General features: G+C 60.5%; 15 protein-coding genes and 3 pseudogenes. 13 read left to right on the top strand and 5 right to left on the bottom strand.

The window, feature by feature from the left end:
* Positions 1-49: 49 nt before the first annotated feature.
* Positions 50-679, bottom strand: a complete 630-nt coding sequence (locus RAC79_RS08620) for an SGNH/GDSL hydrolase family protein (protein WP_142844684.1) — start codon at positions 677-679, stop codon at positions 50-52.
* 6 nt (positions 680-685) lie between these two features.
* On the bottom strand, positions 686-1,834 hold the full coding sequence (locus tag RAC79_RS08625; RefSeq protein WP_065657151.1) for a mandelate racemase family protein: 1,149 nt from the start codon (positions 1,832-1,834) through the stop codon (positions 686-688).
* Positions 1,835-2,271: 437 nt separating this feature from the next.
* On the opposite strand from RAC79_RS08625, the gene RAC79_RS08630 reads away from it, so the two are divergent.
* A complete protein-coding gene (locus tag RAC79_RS08630; RefSeq protein ID WP_142844683.1) occupies positions 2,272-3,300 on the top strand; it encodes an LLM class flavin-dependent oxidoreductase in 1,029 nt (342 codons plus the stop codon).
* Positions 3,301-3,378: 78 nt separating this feature from the next.
* Here RAC79_RS08630 and RAC79_RS08635 read toward each other — a convergent pair.
* Positions 3,379-3,528, bottom strand: a pseudogene (locus RAC79_RS08635) (nitrilotriacetate monooxygenase); the annotation flags it as partial.
* A gap of 4 nt (positions 3,529-3,532) precedes the next feature.
* Between RAC79_RS08635 and RAC79_RS08640 the strand changes: the two are divergent.
* Positions 3,533-4,552 (top strand): annotated as a pseudogene (locus RAC79_RS08640) (acyl-CoA dehydrogenase family protein); the annotation flags it as partial.
* A gap of 54 nt (positions 4,553-4,606) precedes the next feature.
* On the opposite strand, the pseudogene RAC79_RS08645 reads toward RAC79_RS08640, so the two are convergent.
* Positions 4,607-5,677 (bottom strand): annotated as a pseudogene (locus tag RAC79_RS08645) (LLM class flavin-dependent oxidoreductase).
* Positions 5,678-6,077: 400 nt separating this feature from the next.
* On the opposite strand from RAC79_RS08645, the gene RAC79_RS08650 reads away from it, so the two are divergent.
* The 5 genes from RAC79_RS08650 to RAC79_RS08670 all read left to right on the top strand — a co-directional run bounded on the left by RAC79_RS08650 (position 6,078) and on the right by RAC79_RS08670 (position 10,132).
* Positions 6,078-6,680, top strand: a complete 603-nt coding sequence (locus RAC79_RS08650) for an alpha/beta hydrolase (RefSeq protein WP_174039955.1) — start codon at positions 6,078-6,080, stop codon at positions 6,678-6,680.
* A gap of 187 nt (positions 6,681-6,867) precedes the next feature.
* A complete protein-coding gene (locus tag RAC79_RS08655) occupies positions 6,868-7,065 on the top strand; it encodes a hypothetical protein (protein WP_174039954.1) in 198 nt (65 codons plus the stop codon).
* A 167-nt stretch (positions 7,066-7,232) separates the two neighbouring features.
* A complete protein-coding gene (ssuD, locus tag RAC79_RS08660; protein WP_020808882.1) occupies positions 7,233-8,402 on the top strand; it encodes an FMNH2-dependent alkanesulfonate monooxygenase in 1,170 nt (389 codons plus the stop codon).
* 189 nt (positions 8,403-8,591) lie between these two features.
* Positions 8,592-9,137 (top strand): flavin reductase family protein, encoded by a 546-nt coding sequence (locus RAC79_RS08665; protein WP_149741745.1) that lies wholly within the window; start codon positions 8,592-8,594, stop codon positions 9,135-9,137.
* 50 nt (positions 9,138-9,187) lie between these two features.
* On the top strand, positions 9,188-10,132 hold the full coding sequence (locus RAC79_RS08670) for an acyl-CoA dehydrogenase family protein (protein WP_174039953.1): 945 nt from the start codon (positions 9,188-9,190) through the stop codon (positions 10,130-10,132).
* A gap of 31 nt (positions 10,133-10,163) precedes the next feature.
* Here the strand turns inward: RAC79_RS08670 and RAC79_RS08675 are convergent, their stop codons facing one another.
* The gene (locus RAC79_RS08675) at positions 10,164-10,613 is read right to left on the bottom strand and encodes an Rrf2 family transcriptional regulator (RefSeq protein WP_059753414.1); all 450 of its coding nucleotides are present in this window, start codon (positions 10,611-10,613) and stop codon (positions 10,164-10,166) included.
* 301 nt (positions 10,614-10,914) lie between these two features.
* Between RAC79_RS08675 and RAC79_RS08680 the strand changes: the two genes are divergently transcribed.
* From RAC79_RS08680 to RAC79_RS08705, 6 genes are all read left to right on the top strand, one after another.
* Positions 10,915-11,919, top strand: a complete 1,005-nt coding sequence (locus RAC79_RS08680) for an LLM class flavin-dependent oxidoreductase (RefSeq protein WP_174039952.1) — start codon at positions 10,915-10,917, stop codon at positions 11,917-11,919.
* A gap of 22 nt (positions 11,920-11,941) precedes the next feature.
* Entirely contained in the window at positions 11,942-13,282 is a 1,341-nt protein-coding gene (locus RAC79_RS08685) for an LLM class flavin-dependent oxidoreductase (protein ID WP_078053483.1), read from the top strand.
* A gap of 82 nt (positions 13,283-13,364) precedes the next feature.
* Complete coding sequence (locus RAC79_RS08690; RefSeq protein WP_174039951.1) at positions 13,365-14,552, top strand: M20 aminoacylase family protein; 1,188 nt, start codon at positions 13,365-13,367, stop codon at positions 14,550-14,552.
* Between the two features lie 21 nt (positions 14,553-14,573).
* Positions 14,574-15,131 carry a GNAT family N-acetyltransferase gene (locus tag RAC79_RS08695; RefSeq protein WP_065657179.1) on the top strand — a complete coding sequence of 186 codons (558 nt, stop codon included), beginning with the start codon at positions 14,574-14,576 and terminating at the stop codon, positions 15,129-15,131.
* Positions 15,132-15,145: 14 nt separating this feature from the next.
* Positions 15,146-16,942 (top strand): amino acid ABC transporter permease/ATP-binding protein, encoded by a 1,797-nt coding sequence (locus tag RAC79_RS08700; RefSeq protein ID WP_174039950.1) that lies wholly within the window; start codon positions 15,146-15,148, stop codon positions 16,940-16,942.
* Positions 16,943-16,965: 23 nt separating this feature from the next.
* The gene (locus RAC79_RS08705; RefSeq protein ID WP_174039949.1) at positions 16,966-17,904 is read left to right on the top strand and encodes an ABC transporter substrate-binding protein; all 939 of its coding nucleotides are present in this window, start codon (positions 16,966-16,968) and stop codon (positions 17,902-17,904) included.
* The last annotated feature ends 127 nt before the right edge of the window (positions 17,905-18,031 follow it).

Here is an 18,031-nt window from a genome sequence, read left to right on the forward strand (position 1 = left end):
TTTCCACGTTTTGATCCACACGCCCGGTTCCTCCTCGGGCGTCGCAGGATCAGCCAAGAATCTCTCTGACCGGAGCTGCTAGCGCCCGGCCGATTGCCGCCGTTGCCGGCGCGTCCAGATGCACGCCATCCACCGGTGAGGCGCTGGCAACCGACCCGGCATCGAAAAAGGCATGTCCAAGTTCGGCGGCGAGTTTGCGGTAAAGCGGCGCAAGCCTGAGCGATTGCCCGATGTCCCGCCCACCCGCGGGCTCTCCGCCGGGGCCCGCGACGCAGGGCGGCGGGGAGACGATCAGCAGTTTTGGAACGGCCTCACGCGGTTTGTAAATGAAGGTCTCGACAATCTGCGCCAGCCGCCGCATGCCGGAAACAGCGGCTTCCGCACGCCCGCCATGCACCGGTTTGATATCGTTGGTGCCGAGCATGACGATGACGAGATCGAGTGGCATGTGGCAGGACAACGCGACTTCAAGCGCCCGCGCGCCATTGCGGCAGGCCGGGCCGGCATGGTCATCGTAGCAGGTGGTGCGCCCGCCAAGCCCTTCCGGATGAACCTTCGCCTTTCCGGAAAGCTCCGCCTCCAGCACCTCCGGCCAGCGGTGTTCGGCGGGGTGCCGCAGACCCGTTGCCGGGTCCGCGCCCCAGGTGAGGCTGTCTCCGAAGGCGAGCACCGTTTTCATCGCCCCTTACCTCACCCGATTGTTGTCGATGAAGGTAAAATCGATGTCCTCGCCAAGGCCCGGCCGGTCAGGGACATGCACGAAGCCGTCGCGATCCATCGGGTCCGACAGCGATTTCAGATAATCGTGGCCGTCATCATATTCGAGGAAGGGGTGCAACAGGCCGCGCTCATACCAGCGGCAATTCTTGGTGGCGGCGACAACATGAAGGTTCATGGCGGTATTGCCATGCACCTCGCATTCCATGCCGAAGGCTTCAGCCAGATGCATGGTCTTCAGCGCCGGGGTGATGCCGCCGACATCGTTGACGCCGGTGCGCAGAATATCGCAGGCGCCGGATTTGATCCATTCGGCCCGGTGCCAGTGCTTGCCGGCCGCACTTTCGGGGCCGACGACCGGGATATCGAGATTGTCGGAAAGCCATTTGTAGGAGGACAGAGATTGCTCATCCATCGGCTCTTCGATCCAGTCGAAGCCGAGTTTTTCGAGGCCACGCCCAAGCGCCAGCGCATCGGTGCGGGAATACCAGTGGAAGGCGTCGATCATCAGGCGAATATCGGGGCCGACCGCCTCGCGCACGGCCGCGCAGGCCTTGAGGTCCATCTTCACATCCGGCGCCCAGCTGACCGGGGGCATCCATGTGTGCAGCTTGATGCCCTTATAGCCGCGCTTAACGAGTGTTTCGGCAAAGCGGCCGTAATCTTCCGGAGTCGCCAGCCCGCCTTCAAGCTCGTCGCCGCACATGATGGAGCCATAGGCCAGCACTTTGTCGCGATAACCGCCGATCAACTTGTATACAGGTTGGTTGAGCGAGCGGCCGGCAAGGTCCCAAAGCGCGCAGTCCACCACCGCCAATGTGCGGTCGGTCAGCTGCGCGGCCGAACCACGCTGCCAATGGGCAAGGTCCTGCCACAGTCGTTCCCGGTCGCGATGGTCCTCGCCGATCAGGACTTTCTTGACGAATTTTTCGATGACATGCGGGCGAACGATCTCCGGCGCGGTGAAGGAGTGGCCTTCCTGTCCATCTTCCGTGCGGATGGTCAGCATGGCCTGTTCCACCTGATGCGCCGGCCCCGGATGCGCGTGACCGGCGCTGTCCGAGTGGCGACGGGTCGTCGTGCGGAAAACACGGACCTCGACGTCGGTGATGATCATAATTCCTCCCTCATGCAGGTATGGCAGCGTTTGTGATTGCTGCAATGTCATACATGTATGTGTTATTTGTCAACATGTATGATAATCTGTATTACATGTTGGTGCGGAAAATCAAGGCCATTTGCGCATCGTGTTGCACAGCTCTTCAATGTGAGAGGGCGACTGAGGGATATCTTGCCATTCGGAGAAGAAGGTCCAGCGGGAGGCGTGAGCGCGGCCTATTCCAAAGGAGGGGTGGTAATCCATAATTTTAGTAGACTATTGAATCGCGCAATGATCTTTCAACAAAGGCCGGGACTATAAACGAACATGCCGTGCCAGCCGTGCCTGTCATCATGCATTCTACATGGGTATGCGCCGCATTGAACGGCTGTCCGGAACGGGGATGGCTGCATCTGCGCTGCTGAGCTTCAACAGTCATTTCCGGATGTACAGCCATGCCTCTTTCCCATATCTCCCAATTTGCCTTTCTCGTTCCCGGCAATTATCAGGACGACGATCCGGCACGAGGGCTGGAAGAAACCCTGCGGCTTTTCGAAACCGGAGAGGCGCTGGGTTATCACAGCGCCTGGGTTCGCCAGCGCCATCTGGAACGGGGCGTGTCATCGGCGGCGACTTTCCTCGCGGCGGCATCGCAGCGCACGAAACGGATCGGCCTCGGCACCGCCGTCATTCAGCTTGGTTACGAAAATCCCTTCAGGCTGGCGGAAGATCTGGCCACCGTGGATGTCCTGTCGCGCGGGCGGTTGAATGTCGGGGTTTCGGTGGGCGCGCCACCCTTCGCCCATCTTATTTCGGATTATGTCGATACGGTTCCCGATGCCGATTACAGCCATGCCCGCGCCGAAAAGCTGGCAAGGGCCCTGCGGTCGGAACCGCTATCCAGCGAGACGGAAGCGGGTAATGCGGCCGGCGCGCAGGTGCCGCGCCTGCGTCCAGTCGCCAGGGGGCTGACGGACCGGCTATGGTATGGCGGTGGATCGCAGAATTCCGCGCTTTGGGCGGGGAAGGCAGGCTTCAATCTTCTGACGGGCAATATCGTCAGCGGCGAAAATACCGATGATTTTCTGACCGCGCAGGCGGCGCTGGTCAGCCGCTTCCGGCAGGAATGGGCGCATGAGCGCCAGCCGCGTGTCGCTCTTGGCCGCGTGATCCTGCCGACCGATAGCGCGAGCCCCGCGACCCGCCGCCGTTACAAGGAATTCGCCGCCGAGCGTGACAAGCGCACGACCACGCCGCATGGCGCGCGCCGCACGCTTTTCCTGCCCGATATCGTTGGAACGACGGACGAAATTCTGGAGAGACTGTCGCGCGATCCCGTTCTGCCGCACGTCTCGGAATTCCGCCTCGAACTGCCCTATGAATTCCAGCCGGAAGATTATCGCCAGATCGTCACGGATTTCGCCTCCGTCCTGCCGCAGCTCTCAGGCGGGCAGCCGGTTTTGAAAGTGGCGACGGGCCAATAATATGTTCCGTTCCCGCCATTCCCGCCTCATGCGGGAGGGGCGGGAGATCGACATTTGCGATAGCGCCACCGCTGCTATTCAATCTGGATAAGGCAGGCCATAGCGGTCGCGGATCGTCGCGCCTTCATATTGGCGCGGGTAAACACCCCGATCCTGAAGCACCGGCACGACCTTTTCGACGAATTCAGCAATGTCGTCGGGTGCTCGCGGCGGCTGCAGGGTGTAACCACCCGGCCTGCTGGGTCTCGTCACGGCTGAAAAGGATGGCGGCTGGGGCGAGGGCATGGAAACGGCACATGCCGTCATTACGGCCATTGCAAAAGGCGATCCGTCGACCGCCCTCATCCTTGCCATGCATTACAGCGTTCATGCCGCGATACGGCGCGGCAAGTGGCCGGCAGCACTTGCTGCAAAGGTACTGGCCGCCAATAGCAGGGAACCGGCGCTCCTGAACAATGCGCAGGCGGAGCCGGGTGTCGGTTCGCCGGCCCATGGCGGCCTGCCGGAAACGACGGCGCGGATCGAGGGCGATTTCTGGGTGGTCAATGGCCGCAAGAGCTTCGTCACCGGCCTACCGGGCCTGAAATGGGCGATCGTGCTTGCCGTGACGACGGAAGAGATGCCGCGCCTCATCCAGCTTCTGGTCCCTCTCCATGCGGCTGGCATCGCCCAGGAAAAAGCATGGGAGGCGACCGGCATGTACGCCACAGCCAGCCATGATCTGGTGCTGGAAGACGTGAAGGTGCCGCTTGCCGATATCGTCGCCGAGCAGCCGGCGGATGAGCCGCTGCGGCGCGATGAGGCGGACGGTTATAATTTCTTCGTTCTGCTGGCTTCCGTCTATCACGGTGTCGCGCTTTCGGCGCGGGACGATCTGTTGCGCCATCTGAATGGCCATGTTCCGGCAAGTCTTGGCGCACCGCTCTCCTCCATCCCCCGCATTCAGGAAGGTCTCGGCCAGATCGAAGTGCTGCTGGCGGCGAACCGACGCCTCCTTCTCTCAGTCGCCCGCGATGTCGATGCGGGGGAGAGGGTGGGAACCGATGCACTGGCCGTTCGTCATGTGGTTATCGACAATGCCGTGGCGGTGACTGATCTGGCGCTGGAGCTTGGCGGCAATCGCGGCCTGCGCCGGGATTACGATCTTGAGCGCCATCACCGCGATGCCATAACGGCAAGGGCGCATGCGCCGCAGAGCCATATGATCCGAACGATTCTCGGTCGTCAGAGCATCAAGGCGGCGGGCGGTTGAAAGCAAACGGGCGGCCTTGTCCAAGGTGGGCCGTCCATATTCAAGCCACGCTCATCAATCCCGCAGCAGCGGCAGCAAGCTCTCGCCCTGCCGCTCGATTTCCTTGAGATAGGGCGTGTCGGAAAGCACGAAATGGCTGATGCCCAGCGCGCGGTATTTGCGCAGTGACGCGGCGACATCTTCCGCCGAGCCGACAAGCCATGTGGTTCCCGCCCCGCCGCCGCCGAATTTGCCCGGCGCGGTATAGAGATTGTCGTCCAGCACGTCGCTCTGACGGTGCAAATCCAGCAGGCGGCGCTGGCCGACCGCCACGGCCTGAAGATGGTCATTCCAGCGTACGCCATTGTTTGCGGCCATCTCGGCAACTTTCGCTTCCGCATCGCGCCATGCCTCGGCCGTGGTTTTTCGCACCAGCGTGGTGATCCGCAGGCCGAATTGCAGCGGCGGCAGATCGCGGCCGAGCTTTTCGCTGAATTTTCTCAGCCGCTCGATCCTTTCGCGCACGCCGGCGAGCGGTTCTCCCCAGAAAAGCTGCACATCGGCCTCGGTTGCGGCCACCTGCTCGGCTGCTTCGGAAGCGCCGCCGAAATAGAGTTTGGGATGCGGCCGGCCCTCGCGCGCGGCGATGCGCGGCGAAACCGTGGAGTTCGTCACCCGGAAATGATCGCCATTAAAAGTGACGTTCTCCTCGGTCCAGAGCCGCCGCACCAGCCGCATGAATTCTTACGTGCGGGCATAACGCTGCGCCTGATCGCCTTCTTCATCGCCATAGGCGGCAAGCTCATCCCTGCCGGAAACGATGTTGATCCGAACTCGACCGCCGGAAAGCTGGTCGAGCGTGGCGGCGGCCGATGCGAGGTTGGCCGGCTTCCAGTAGCCGGGACGGATGGCGATCAACGGCTCGAATGTGGTGGTGCGGGCCGCAAGCGCCGCCGCCACCGTAAATGTATCCGGACGTCCCCAGCCGGTGCCGATCAGCGCGCCTTTCCAGCCATGGGTTTCAAGCGTCCTGGCATGGCTCGTCAATGTATCGAGACTGTTGTGGTCTTCGCTGACGGCGTCGCCCCGGTGGCCGGGTTTGACGTCATTGGGGATGTACCAGAGAAATTCGCTTGTGCTGCTCACATTATCCGCCTGAATTTTCGTTTTATGGTGCGGTGGAATGGCCCTGCTGACATTTGGCCTTCACCACTTGTGGCTACGGGGAGGCGCAAGCCTCCGCAGCTGCGAGAATGGCAAAGCGGCGGCGGCCCGGCGAAGCAGCGACGTTTCTTTTGTGATGCGGCGGAGGAAAAGCTTTCCGTCTGGAAAGACTATATTGCATATATTTTCTATATAAAAAATTTGAGGAAATGATTCCCTCTGGACGAAATTATTTCCGACCTGGAGAACGCTTTTTCTGCATGATCGAAATTGCCTGGATCGATTTTTCGCGAGGCTTCGAAAGGTGAGCAAGGCAATAGTCGACGGAAATCGCGAAATTCACCATGCTTGCGACATACCGTCCACAACCCATGGAGCAGGCATGTGTACCACCTTGATTGTCCCTGGCCTGAATGGTTCGGATGAAGGACATTGGCAGCGGCACTGGTTGCTGGATGATCCCGACTCGCGGCTGGTCGATCAGGACAATTGGCAATGCCCGGTTCTCGCGGACTGGCTCGATCGTCTCGAGGCCGCGCTGGCGACAGTCGAAAGCGCTTATATCGTCGCCCACAGCCTCGGTTGCCTGCTGGTGGCGAATATGGCGTCTCGTCTCTCGGCCGCCAAGATAAAGGGCGCGCTTCTGGTCGCACCCGCCCATCTCGACCGCGTCGAGGCGATGCATCCCTGTATCGTCCGGTTCGGCGCGTTTCCGCAGCAACCGCTTGCTTTCCCCAGCCTAGTCGTGGGCAGCATGAACGATCCCTACATGGATGCCGAAGAGCTTGCGCGCAGTACGAGCCTTTGGGGGAGCGATCTCATCAATCTCGGCGCCGTCGGACATATCAATATTGCCAGCGGCTACGGACGATGGCCTGAGGGTTATGCTCTTTTCGAGCGGTTGAAGGCAGATGGCGCATCGACAAAGGCGGTGGCCGGATCGAGATTGCGTAGATTGATTGCCCTGGGCGAAGCACATTTTTGAGGAAATGACTGATCGTTCGGTTCCGTGCCCGATTACTGGTAGCCGGAAACGGATTTTTTCCCGCCGCCGCAACCTTAGTCCACATTTGCCGGCGATCCTCCAATTATAGAATAGTAATTTTATGGAAAATATTGACGATTTCGGACGGTCGCCTGAGGATAAGGGGAGTTGAGCAAAGGAGGCGCACATGCCGCAGGGACTTCATGCGTTTACTTTCGATCTGTTCGGTTTGACCCGGCGTCAGCCGCGGGAAGAGGAACAGGTCAGCCTTCATCCTCTGGATCATTCCGGACGCATCAGGCAGGAGAGAAGCGATCTCGAACTCGAACGGGAAGAGATCTGCGAAATGAACTTTGCGATGCTCGGCCTTTATCCGGTCTTCTGACGACCATCAGCGAGGGTTCCTTTTCCCTTTGCAGCGCGGTTCATCCGGGAGAGAAACTCTCCTCGCCGGATGGAAATTGGAACAAAATTTCTTAAACGCGCCGGGGAATTGGCTACCCTTTTATCATCAAGCGCATTGCCCAAGGGCAGATTGCAAAGGAACTGCCGATGAGCACATCCGATAAACCACTCGATTTTCTATGGTTCATACCCACCTCAGGCGATGGCAGCTATCTCGGCTCGGATGATCTTTCGCGTCCTGCCGATCCCGGCTATTTCCGGGAAATAGCTCAGGCTGCCGATCGGCTCGGTTATTCAGGCGTGCTCATCCCCACCGGTGTCGCCTGTGAAGAATCCTTCATCCTTGCGGCCAATCTCGCTGCTTATACCGAGAAGCTGAAATTCCTCGTCGCCATCCGTCCGGGCGTCGCTTCGCCCGCCTATTATGCGCGGCTTGCTTCGACGCTCGATCGCGTTTCCCATGGCCGGCTGCTTCTCAACATCGTGGTTGGCGGCAGCGCGCAGGAATTGGCCGGTGACGGCATCTTCCTGCCGCATGACGAGCGTTACGACCACGCCGATGAGTTCTTCCAGGTGTTCAATTCGCTGATCGAAACCGGCAAGGGAAGCCTCGACGGCAAATATATCAAGGCGGTGGACGCGAAACTCGGGCTGCCGCCGGTGCAGGAACCGCGCCCGCCGCTTTATTTTGGCGGCTCTTCCGATGCCGGCATCGAGTTTTCCGCCGGTATCACCGACAAATATCTCACCTGGGGCGAACCGCCGGCGCAGGTGGCGGAAAAGATCGCCAAGGTGCGCGCCGCCGCCGCCAAAAAAGGGCGCAAGGTTACCTTCGGAATCCGCCTGCATTTCATCGTGCGTGAAACCGATGAGGAAGCATGGGCCGATGCCGAGCGGCTGATCTCGAAGCTCTCCGACGAAACCATCGCATCCGCTCAGGAGGTCTTCTCCAGGGCTTCGGATTCCGTCGGCCAGGCGAGAATGCAGGCGCTCCACAATGGCCGGCGCGACCGGCTGGAAGTCTCTCCGAATTTGTGGGCGGGCATAGGTCTCGTCCGTTCGGGTGCGGGCACGGCGCTGGTCGGTTCGCCGAAGACGGTGGCGGCGCGGCTCAGGGAATATCAGGCGCTGGGCATCGATACCGTCATCGCCTCGGGTTATCCGCATCTGGAGGAAGCCTATCGGCTATCCGAACTGCTGTTTCCGGAAATCGGGCTCGGCGGGCCCCGCAACCAGATACGATCTTCTTTCGGCGCGAAACAGGTTTTCGGTGGTGGCGGTCATGGCGGCAACGTCAAGCTGGTGTCCGGATCCTGATCCTTCGACGGGAGGCGACCTCTGCCTCCCACCTTTTCGGCAGATATCCTTGCGGCGGGGCTAAATCGGACGGCGACACATAAAACATTATTTCTATAGAATATTATCATTATGGAAAACGATGTCTATTTCACCCCCCGCTGCCGCTGCTAGCTATTGAACAATTCAGCTGTTTTCAGGAGCAACCCGATGACATTGCAATATGCGGCCAAGGATCAACAATTCATCAACCTCCGCGACCCGGTCGCCGGCAGGGCGGCGGATGCCGACAGCCTCAAGGCGGCGCTGAGAACGCTGGGCGGAGGTGTCAGCGTGATTACGGCGGGCGAGGGCGACGAGCGAACGGGCGCGACCGTGACCTCGGCCACCGCTTTGTCGGTCGATCCGCCGCGCATTCTGGTGGCGCTCAACCGATCCTCATCCACATGGCCGGTGGTGCAGCGTTTCGGTCATCTTGCCGTCAACATCGTCGGGGCGAACCATCAGTTCGTCGCCAATCAGTTTGCCGGCATCGGCGGCCTGAAGGGCCCGGACCGGTATCGCGGTGCGGAATGGACACGGCTGTCGAGCGGTGCGCCCATTCTCGAAGACGCTGTTGCCGCGATCGATTGCACCATTGAAGAGACGATCGAACGGCACAGCCACGTCATCGTCATCGGCAAGGTTGAGGCGATCCGCATCGGCTCCGGCCATTCGCTGCTCTATCAAAACGGGCGTTATCATTCTCTGGACTGAGCGCCGGTCGTTCGGCGCTTTCACTTTGTCATTCTTTGAGGGAGTTGAGCATGGGATCCGTCACGCCTCTCGGCGAAAGACTTCGTTTCGTTCCTCCACGCCTCGGCGCGGATATCGATGTGCTGACCGTTGCCCGCACGATCGCCGAAAACTGCGCCGTTGAAAGTCCCGGGCAAATCCATGCGCGGATCGCCCGTTCCGGTCTTCTTGCTCTTTCCGTTCCAACGGAACTGGGCGGAACGGACATCACCAACGATGTTCTCTCGCAGGCGCTCGCCATCATTTCCGCAGCCGATGCGGCGGTGGCGCATGATCTCGTTGAACATTTCACCGCGCTTGAATTCATCAGGAATGCCGGCAGCGAAGACCAGCGCAAGGCGCTCTTCGCCCGTCTCGATCTTGGCGAGACCTTCGCACTGGCAATATCTGCCGCGGATCTGGATCAGGCCGTTACGGTGACGGAAGACGACTACGCCCTGCGGCTTCCCGATGACGTTGCGGGCTCGGTGAGGGGCGACGCGGACTGGATTGTCGTGCCGGCCGTCAACACGGCCGGGCAGCCTTTGCTCGTTGTTCTGCGCAACCGCCCCAATACGTCATGGGAAGGTCTGTTACGCGCGGATCAGGTGGTGTTTCTGGCTCAGGGCGCGGGAAATCTGGCCGTTTCCGTTTCCACCCTTTTGAAAGCCGCCGTGGCTCTGGGGCAGAAGCAGCGTGAACTTTCGGCGCTGCTGATCGACAGGCTGGCCGGCGATGGCGCGGCGCGACCCGTGATAGGCGAAATATTTCTCGCCATCGAACTCCTGAAGGCGCAAATATCCAGCCTTGCGGCCAATATCGATGCGGCCCAGGTGGGAGCGGAAAACGTCACCTTTCGTTCGGTTCGCAACAATGCCATCACGCTTGAAATCCTGATGGCGCGCCTCGGCCTTGTCGAAGGCGTCAGTGAAGCCGGGCTGATCGCGTCGCTGGACGACGATCTGCGCGGGCAATAGGCGAAGCTCGAATGAAGGGCCGTGCGGAATCCTATTCGCCGGCCGGAATGGAGCGGGCGTTCTGCCCGTCCTTGGCCACGAATTGTGCGAGTGTCATGTTGTCCAGAATGGTTGCGATGGCGTCACGCACGTCCGTCATCGAAACCCTAACCTGACAGGTCTCCGGATCATCACAGTCGTCACAGGCTTCAAAAGCCGTGCGGCTTGCACAGCGGATGGGGGCCAGAGGTCCGTCCAGCGTGCGGATGACCTGCCCGATCATGATTTCCGATGGCATTTTCGACAGCGAATAACCGCCATTCGGGCCCTTCTTGGAGCGCAGAATGCCGCTATTGCGCAGCTCCAGAAGAATAGTGTCCAGGAATTTTTTCGGGATATTGTTGCGGGTTGCAATTTCGGTCACGAAGGCGGTCTCGCCCTGGGGCAACCGCGCCAGATCGACAAGAGCCTTTAATCCGTATTTGCCTTTTTTGGTCAACATCGCATGGTCCGAAAAGAGAGTCGGCACGTTTTGCAGCGCCGAGCCATATTATTCCTAACTTACTAAGTAGTTTTTAGCGAATTCCGGCGCAAGCCCGTTTCGTCCGGGTTTGGCGTTGAAAGCGGCCTGTTGCGCCCATTTTGGTCATTCCTCCTGCCTTACCGATGGCTTTGCCAGGGCTGGCTTCGGAAAACATCACTGAAAACAATATTTTCTCTGATCGCGCTGCAACGTGGAACGATCATCCTTTATTAGAATATAAAATCGGTAGACAAAGTATGCATCAAAGACACGCGAGGTGATGATGTATACGCTCAGTTTGCTTGACAAGAGCCCGGTTCCAACGGGTGAGGACGCGGCGAGTGCATTCCGCGACACGATCAATCTTGCCAGGCGCGCCGAAGAGCTGGGTTACCGCCGTTTCTGGGTGGCCGAACATCACAATTCGCCGGAGCTTGCCGGTTCCGCACCGGAAGCGCTGGTTTCGTGGATATTGGCGAAAACCTCCCACATCCGCGTCGGCTCGGGCGGCGTCATGTTGCAACACTATAGCCCTTACAAGGTCGCCGAGGTTTTCAACGTGCTGTCGTCGCTTGCGCCCGGCCGGGTCGATCTCGGCATCGGCAAGACACCGGGCGGGTTGCCGCTGGCGACTTCGGCCTTGCAGCAGGCCTATGATCCTGCCCGCAAACCGGATTTCGAAACGGCCTTCAGTGAACTCACCACGTTTTTGTCCGGCGCCGCGCCGCAGGACCACGCACAGGCCGGACTGCAGGCGACACCTGCGCCACCGGTCGCTGCGGAACGATTTCTGCTCGGCGCCAGCCCGGAAAGCGCAAGGCTTGCGGCTTCAAGGGGATGGAATTTCGTCTTTGCCGGCCATCTCAATGGCGATGCGGAGGTTCTCCGCCGCAGCCTCTCGGCTTTTCGGGAAGAAAGCGGCGGAAGCGCTCCGATCCTTGCTTTGTCGGCTTTTGCGGCCAGCGACCCCGCCCATGCCGCGAGACAGGTGGAAGGTCAGCGCATCTACCGGGTATTCCTCAGCGACGGCAGGGCGTTCAACCTCGGCCGCCGAGAACAGGCGGAGGAATTCGCCCGGCAGTCCGGCGATACCGATTACCGCATCGAAGAGCGAAAACCCAACGTCCTGCATGGCGGGCCGGAGGATATTCACAAGGCGCTTCGTGCGCTTTCCGAAGAGCACGGCATCGAGGAATTCATCATCGAGCCGCCGCATGTCGGTGCCGATCAGCGGCTTGCCTCGATAGAACTGCTTGCCACGCATCGCCTTTCCCGGGCGGCGTAATTTTCTCTGAGGAGGGAATGACATGACGAGAAAGAAAATCCGTTTCGGCATCATGCTACAGGGCCCCGGCGGGCACATGAATGCCTGGCGGCACCCCAAAAGCCCGGTGGATGCCAGCGTCAATTTCGACTTCTTCAGGAAGACCGCGCTGAAGGCGGAAGCGGCGGGCATCGCCTTCGCTTTCGTGGCGGATGGGCTCTATATCAATGACAAGTCGATCCCGCATTTCCTCAACCGGTTCGAGCCGCTGACGATCCTTTCGGCGCTCGCCTCCGTGACCTCGAAGATCGGTCTCGCCGGCACCGTTTCGACCTCCTATAGCGACCCCTTCACCATTGCCCGTCAGTTCGCCTCGCTCGATCTGCTGAGCGGCGGCCGCGCCGGGTGGAATGCCGTGACGACGCCGCTTGAAGGTACGGCGAAGAATTACAGCCGCAACCACCCCGAACATGCGCTGCGTTACGAGATTGCCGACGAATATCTCGAAGTGATCAAGGGCCTGTGGGACAGCTGGGACGATGACGCTTTCCTGCGCAACCGCGAGACGGGACAGTTCTTCGACCGCGCCAAACTCCACACGCTCGGCCATAAGGGCCGCTTCTTCCAGGTGGAAGGCCCGCTCAATATCCAGCGTTCCCCGCAGGGGCAGCCGGTGGTATTCCAGGCCGGCTCCTCCGATGCCGGCATCGGTCTTGCGGGCAAACATGCGGATGCGGTCTTCACCAATTCCGCTTCGCTGGAGGAAAACCAGACCTTCCTCAAGCGTGTAAAACAGAGCGCCGTTGCGCAGGGCAGGTCCGCTGCCGATGTGAAGATTTTCCCCGGCATCGGCCCGATTGTCGGCGAGACGCAGGAGGAAGCGGAGGCGAAATACGACGTCATTCGCAACCTCATCACCATCGAGGATGCGCTCGCTTATCTCGGCCGTTTCTTCGATCATCATGATTTCAGCGCCTATCCGCTGGACGAGCCTTTCCCTGAGCTCGGCGAGATCGGCAAGAACAGTTTCCGCTCCACGACCGACCGCATCAAGCGGCGGGCCAAGGAAAAGAACCAGACGCTGCGCGAGGCGGCGCTGGAGGCAGCGACCCCGCGTGAAGGTTTTATCGGCACGCCAGACAAGGTGGCTGACGAAATCATCCGCTGGGTGGAGCACGATGCGGCCGATGGCTTCATTCTGGGCTTCCCGGTGATTGCCGAGGGATTGGACGATTTCATCCGCCTCGTCATCCCGGTGCTGCAACGGCGCGGTTATTTCGATCCGCATCTGGAAGGGGCGACGCTGCGCGACCATCTCGGCCTGCCTTTCAGGGAAAGCGTCTATTCCCGCCGCGAAAACGGGTCGAACAAGGCCATCGCCTGAGCTTGCTGCAGGGCGGAGACGATTGCCGCCCGGTGCAGATTTCAAGACGCGGCGCGTAGCGAGCCGCGCAGGAGACAGAACCATGAATATCCGCATTGACGGCGCGCGTCCGCAGGACGACGCCGAACGGGGAATCCTTGCCTTCATCGACGAGAGCATCGCCATCCGGCATGATCTCCACCGGAATCCCGAGCTTTCGCTCAAGGAAAAACGCACGGCGGCGCTCATTGCCCGCTATCTCTTGTCGTTCGGATATGAGGTGACGGAAGGTGTCGGCGGCCACGGCGTTGTCGCCACGTTGAAACGCGGTCATGGCGAAAAACGCGTCGGCATTCGCGCCGATATCGACGCCCTGCCGATTGTCGAGGAAACCGGCCTTGCCTATGCCAGCCAGACGCAGGGCGTCATGCATGCGTGCGGTCACGATGGCCATACGACGATCCTGCTTGCCGCTGCCCGGTATATTGCCGAAACATCGAGTTTTTCCGGCACGCTGACGCTGATCTTCCAGCCGGCCGAGGAGATCGGCGCCGGGGCAAGGGCGATGATAAAGGACCGGCTTTTCGAGCGGTTTCCGGTCGATGCCGTCTTCGGCCTGCATAATTGGCCGGGTGTCGACACCGGACAGTTTGGCTTCGTCGAAGGCCCCGCCATGGCCTCCGTCGACAAGGCGAAGGTGCGGATCGTCGGCAAGGGCGGGCATGGCGCCGCGCCGCATGAGACGGTCGATCCGGTTCTCGCCTCGGCAAGCTTCGTCACCGCCCTGCAGAGCATCGTTTCGCGCAATGTCGATCCGCGCGAGATGGCGGTGCTGACGGTCGGCTCCATCCATGGCGGAACCGCCTCCAACGTCATTCCCGAAAGCGTCGAGCTTCAGATCACCGCCCGGGCGTTCTCGCCTGCCGTGCGTGACAGGCTGGAGGAGCGGCTCCCGGCGCTGGCCAAAGCGCAGGCCGAGAGCTTCGGCGCGAAGGCAGAGGTCGCCTATTCCCGCGGTTTCCCGCCGGTCATCAACCACATCCCTCAGACGGTTTTCGCCCGCGATGTCGCCAAACGGCATTTCGCCGCCGGGCAGATCGCCGAAGCGTTCCAGCCGCGCACGGCGAGCGAGGATTTCGCCTTCATGCTGCAGGAGCGGCCCGGTTCTTATCTCTTCGTCGGCAATGGCGACAGCGCACCGCTGCACAGTCCCCACTACGATTTCAACGACGCGATCATCGCGCCGGCAGCACGCTTCTGGGTGCGGCTGGCGGAAGCCTATCTCTCCTGACGCGAAAATTAGGACAAGGACATGAGCGACAGTTTTTTCTACACATCGGTCAAGGATCCGCTCGCAGCGCCGCTTCTGGAGGAGTTGCTGTTCGAATATGACAGCCGCTACGGCACATTCTTCAATGCGGAGGGGGCCAAGGCGGAGCTGAACAAATATCCGCCGGAAGCCTTCAGCCCGCCATCGGGCAATTTCCTGCTGCTCCTGCGCGACGGCAAAGCGATCGCCGGCGGCGCCTTCATGCGTTACGACGACGAAACGGCGGAATTCAAACGGGTCTGGACCCATTCCGCCCATCGCCGGCAAGGGCTTGCGAAAATCGTGCTCCGGGAACTGGAGCAGCAGGCGATCCGGCAGGGTTATGCCCGCGTCTATCTGACCACCGGCTTCCGTCAGCCGGAAGCGGTCGGTCTTTATCTCACCAATGGTTATCGCGCTTTGTTCGATACCGCGGCCGATCCCGAGACGATCCGGTCGTTGCCCTTCGAAAAATGGCTGTCCGAACCCGCACCCGTCTCTGTTCCGGGAGGAGCGCCGATAGCGACTGTGCGGCCGCAACCCTCTTCCGCCCATCCGTGAAAGGCCTTTTTCCGATGACGATAGCCTCTGATTTTCCGCATCTCGCCGTGGGCGACAAGAAGAGTGAACCGATCACGGGCGGTTACTCCCATTTCCGCATCGTTCCGGCCCGCTACCCGCTGCGGACGGTGGGCACGGTTTTCTCCGTCCTCATCATTGCCGCCGTCGTGCATTCCGTTTTCGGCAACCCGCGCTGGGGCTGGGATGTGTTTGCCGAATGGTTCTTCGCCGAACCGGTGCTGGTGGGTCTCGGCCGGACGCTGCTCCTGACCGCGCTCGGTGCGTTGTTTGGTTTTGTGTTGGGAACCCTGCTGGCGCTTGCCCGTGTTTCCCGGTCGCCGCTGCTGGTCGCTGTCTCCTGGACCTATATCTGGATTTTTCGCTCCATCCCGCTGATCGTGCTTTTGCTGATCCTCAACAATCTCGGCTATCTCTATGAAACCGTGACAATCGGTGTGCCCTATACCGGCATCAATTTCTTCAGCTGGAATACGACACAGCTGATGACGCCCTTTGCGGCGGCCGTTTTGGGGCTGACGCTCAATCAGGCCGCTTTCGCCTCCGAAATCGTTCGCGGCGGAATCCTTTCAGTCGATCAGGGGCAGCTCGAAGCTGCCGCCGCGCTCGGCCTTCCGCGCAGGCGGCAGGCGTCCCGCATCGTCCTGCCGCAGGCGATGCGCTCTATCCTGCCCACGGCCTTCAACGATATTATCGGCTTGGCCAAGGGCACGTCGCAGGTCTATATCCTCGCGCTGCCGGAGCTGTTCTATACGATCCAGATCATCTATCGCCGCAATCTGGAAGTGATCCCGCTGCTGATGGTCGCCACCGTCTGGTATCTGGTGATCCTGACCGCGCTTTCCATTGTTCAGCACCACATCGAACGCCACTTCTCGCGCGGCGCGCTGCGCAATCCGCCGCCCTCGCTGTTTGCCACGCTCTATCGCACCTTCCTGCCGCGCAGGCCTTTGCCGGAAGCGGTGGAGACGCCAGCGCCCCCCATTGAAAGACCGGCTGCCGCCAGGACGGGAAGTTTCCAGCTCGGCAATCGTGGCGGTTCGGTCAATATCCACGGCGTTTCCAAGTCCTTCGGAACACTGAAGGTGCTGGACGATGTCACGCTCTCCATTCCGGCAGGCAGCGTCACCACCATTCTCGGTCAGTCCGGCTCCGGCAAGTCCACATTGCTGCGCTCCATCAATCATCTGGAGCGTGTCGACGACGGCTTCATCGCCATCGACGGCGAGCTGGTCGGATATCGCCAGAAAGGCGACACGCTTTATGAGCTGAAGGAAAAGGACATTCTGAAGCGCCGCGCCGAAGTGGGCATGGTGTTCCAGAGCTTCAATCTGTTCCCGCATCTGACGGCGCTTGAGAACATCGCCGAAGCGCCGGTCGTGGTTCGCGGCATATCGAAAGAACAGGCGGAAGCAGAGGCGCGCGATCTTCTGGCCCGTGTCGGTCTGGCCGAGAAGGCCGGTGCTTACCCCCGTCAGCTTTCCGGCGGACAGCAGCAGCGCGTGGCGATTGCCCGGGCCTTAGCGCTTCGGCCGAAGGTGCTGCTCTTCGACGAGCCGACATCCGCGCTCGACCCGGAGCTGGTCAATGAGGTGCTGGATGTCATCAAGGAGCTGTCCCGCTCCGGCGTCACGCTCATCATCGTCACCCACGAAATCGGCTTTGCCCGCGAAGTCTCCGACAGGGTCGTCTTCATGGAACAGGGCCGCATTCTCGAAACGGGCACGCCGGAGAAAGTGTTCAACAAGCCGGACCACCCGCGCACGGCCGAATTTCTCGCAAAAGTTCTCTAATCAACAACAAAGGAAACACTCACATGGCTTTTTCATCGAAATTATTGTCCCTGCTTGCCGGCGGTCTTTTCACCGCCACTGCTGCGCTCATCCCGGTCGTGCATGCGCAGGAGGTTGACCTGTCGCCTGAACAGAAGGGGCGGGTGCGCGTCGAAAAGGTGGAAGAGGCAATCAAGCTTCTGCCCGCCGGCCACAAGTTCATTGCCGATGGAAAGCTGACGGTCGCGACCGTTCCCTTCCGCTTGCCGCTGGTGGATTATGCGAGCGACACAAAAACGCCGATCGGCGTGGAGCCGGATATCGCCCAGCTGGTCGCCGACAGCCTTGGCCTTGAGCTGCAGCTTGTGCCTATCGCCTGGGCGGACTGGCCGCTCGGTCTTGCATCCGGCAAATATGACGCCGTTACTTCCAACATCACGGTGACGGAAGCCCGCAAGGAAAAGTTCGATTTTTCCAGCTACCGCAACGATCTGCTCGGCTTCTATGTCGGCAATAACAGCAAGGTCACATCAATCGGCAAGCCGGAGGATGTCGCAGGGCTGAAGGTCATCGTCGGGGCCGCCACCAATCAGGAGCAGATCCTGCTGAAATGGATCAAGGACAACAAGGCGAAGGGACTGGCCGATACCGAGGTGCAATATTATGACGATCAGGCCGTGCTTGACGTCGCCCTGCAATCCGGCCGCGCGGATGCCTATCTCGGCCCCAACGCGACCTCTGCCTTTCAGGCGGCAAGCCAGAAGAAGACGAAGCTTGTCGGCACCTTCTCCGGCGGCTGGCCGGAAGCGGCCGAGATCGCCGTCGCTTCGAAAAAGGACACAGGCATAGCGGACGCCATCACCGCCGCGCTGAACGCCCAGATCAAGAACGGCAATTACGGCAAGGTTCTCGCCCGCTGGAATCTCGGTTCCGAAGCCATCACCGAATCCCGCACCAATCCGCCCGGCCTGCCCAAGAGCTGAGGCCAGATTTTCGAAAAAGCTGAGTTGCCAAAAGCTGAGTTGAAGGTGGGACATCACTCAGCCGGTAGCGCGGGCATCCTCCCGTCCGCGCTACCTCCGTCCCACAGTCATTCTATCGGGCATTCTA

The sequence above is a fragment of the Agrobacterium sp. LR_9 genome, assembly GCF_041954855.1.
In the GTDB taxonomy this organism is placed as follows: Bacteria; Pseudomonadota; Alphaproteobacteria; order Rhizobiales; family Rhizobiaceae; genus Agrobacterium; species Agrobacterium leguminum.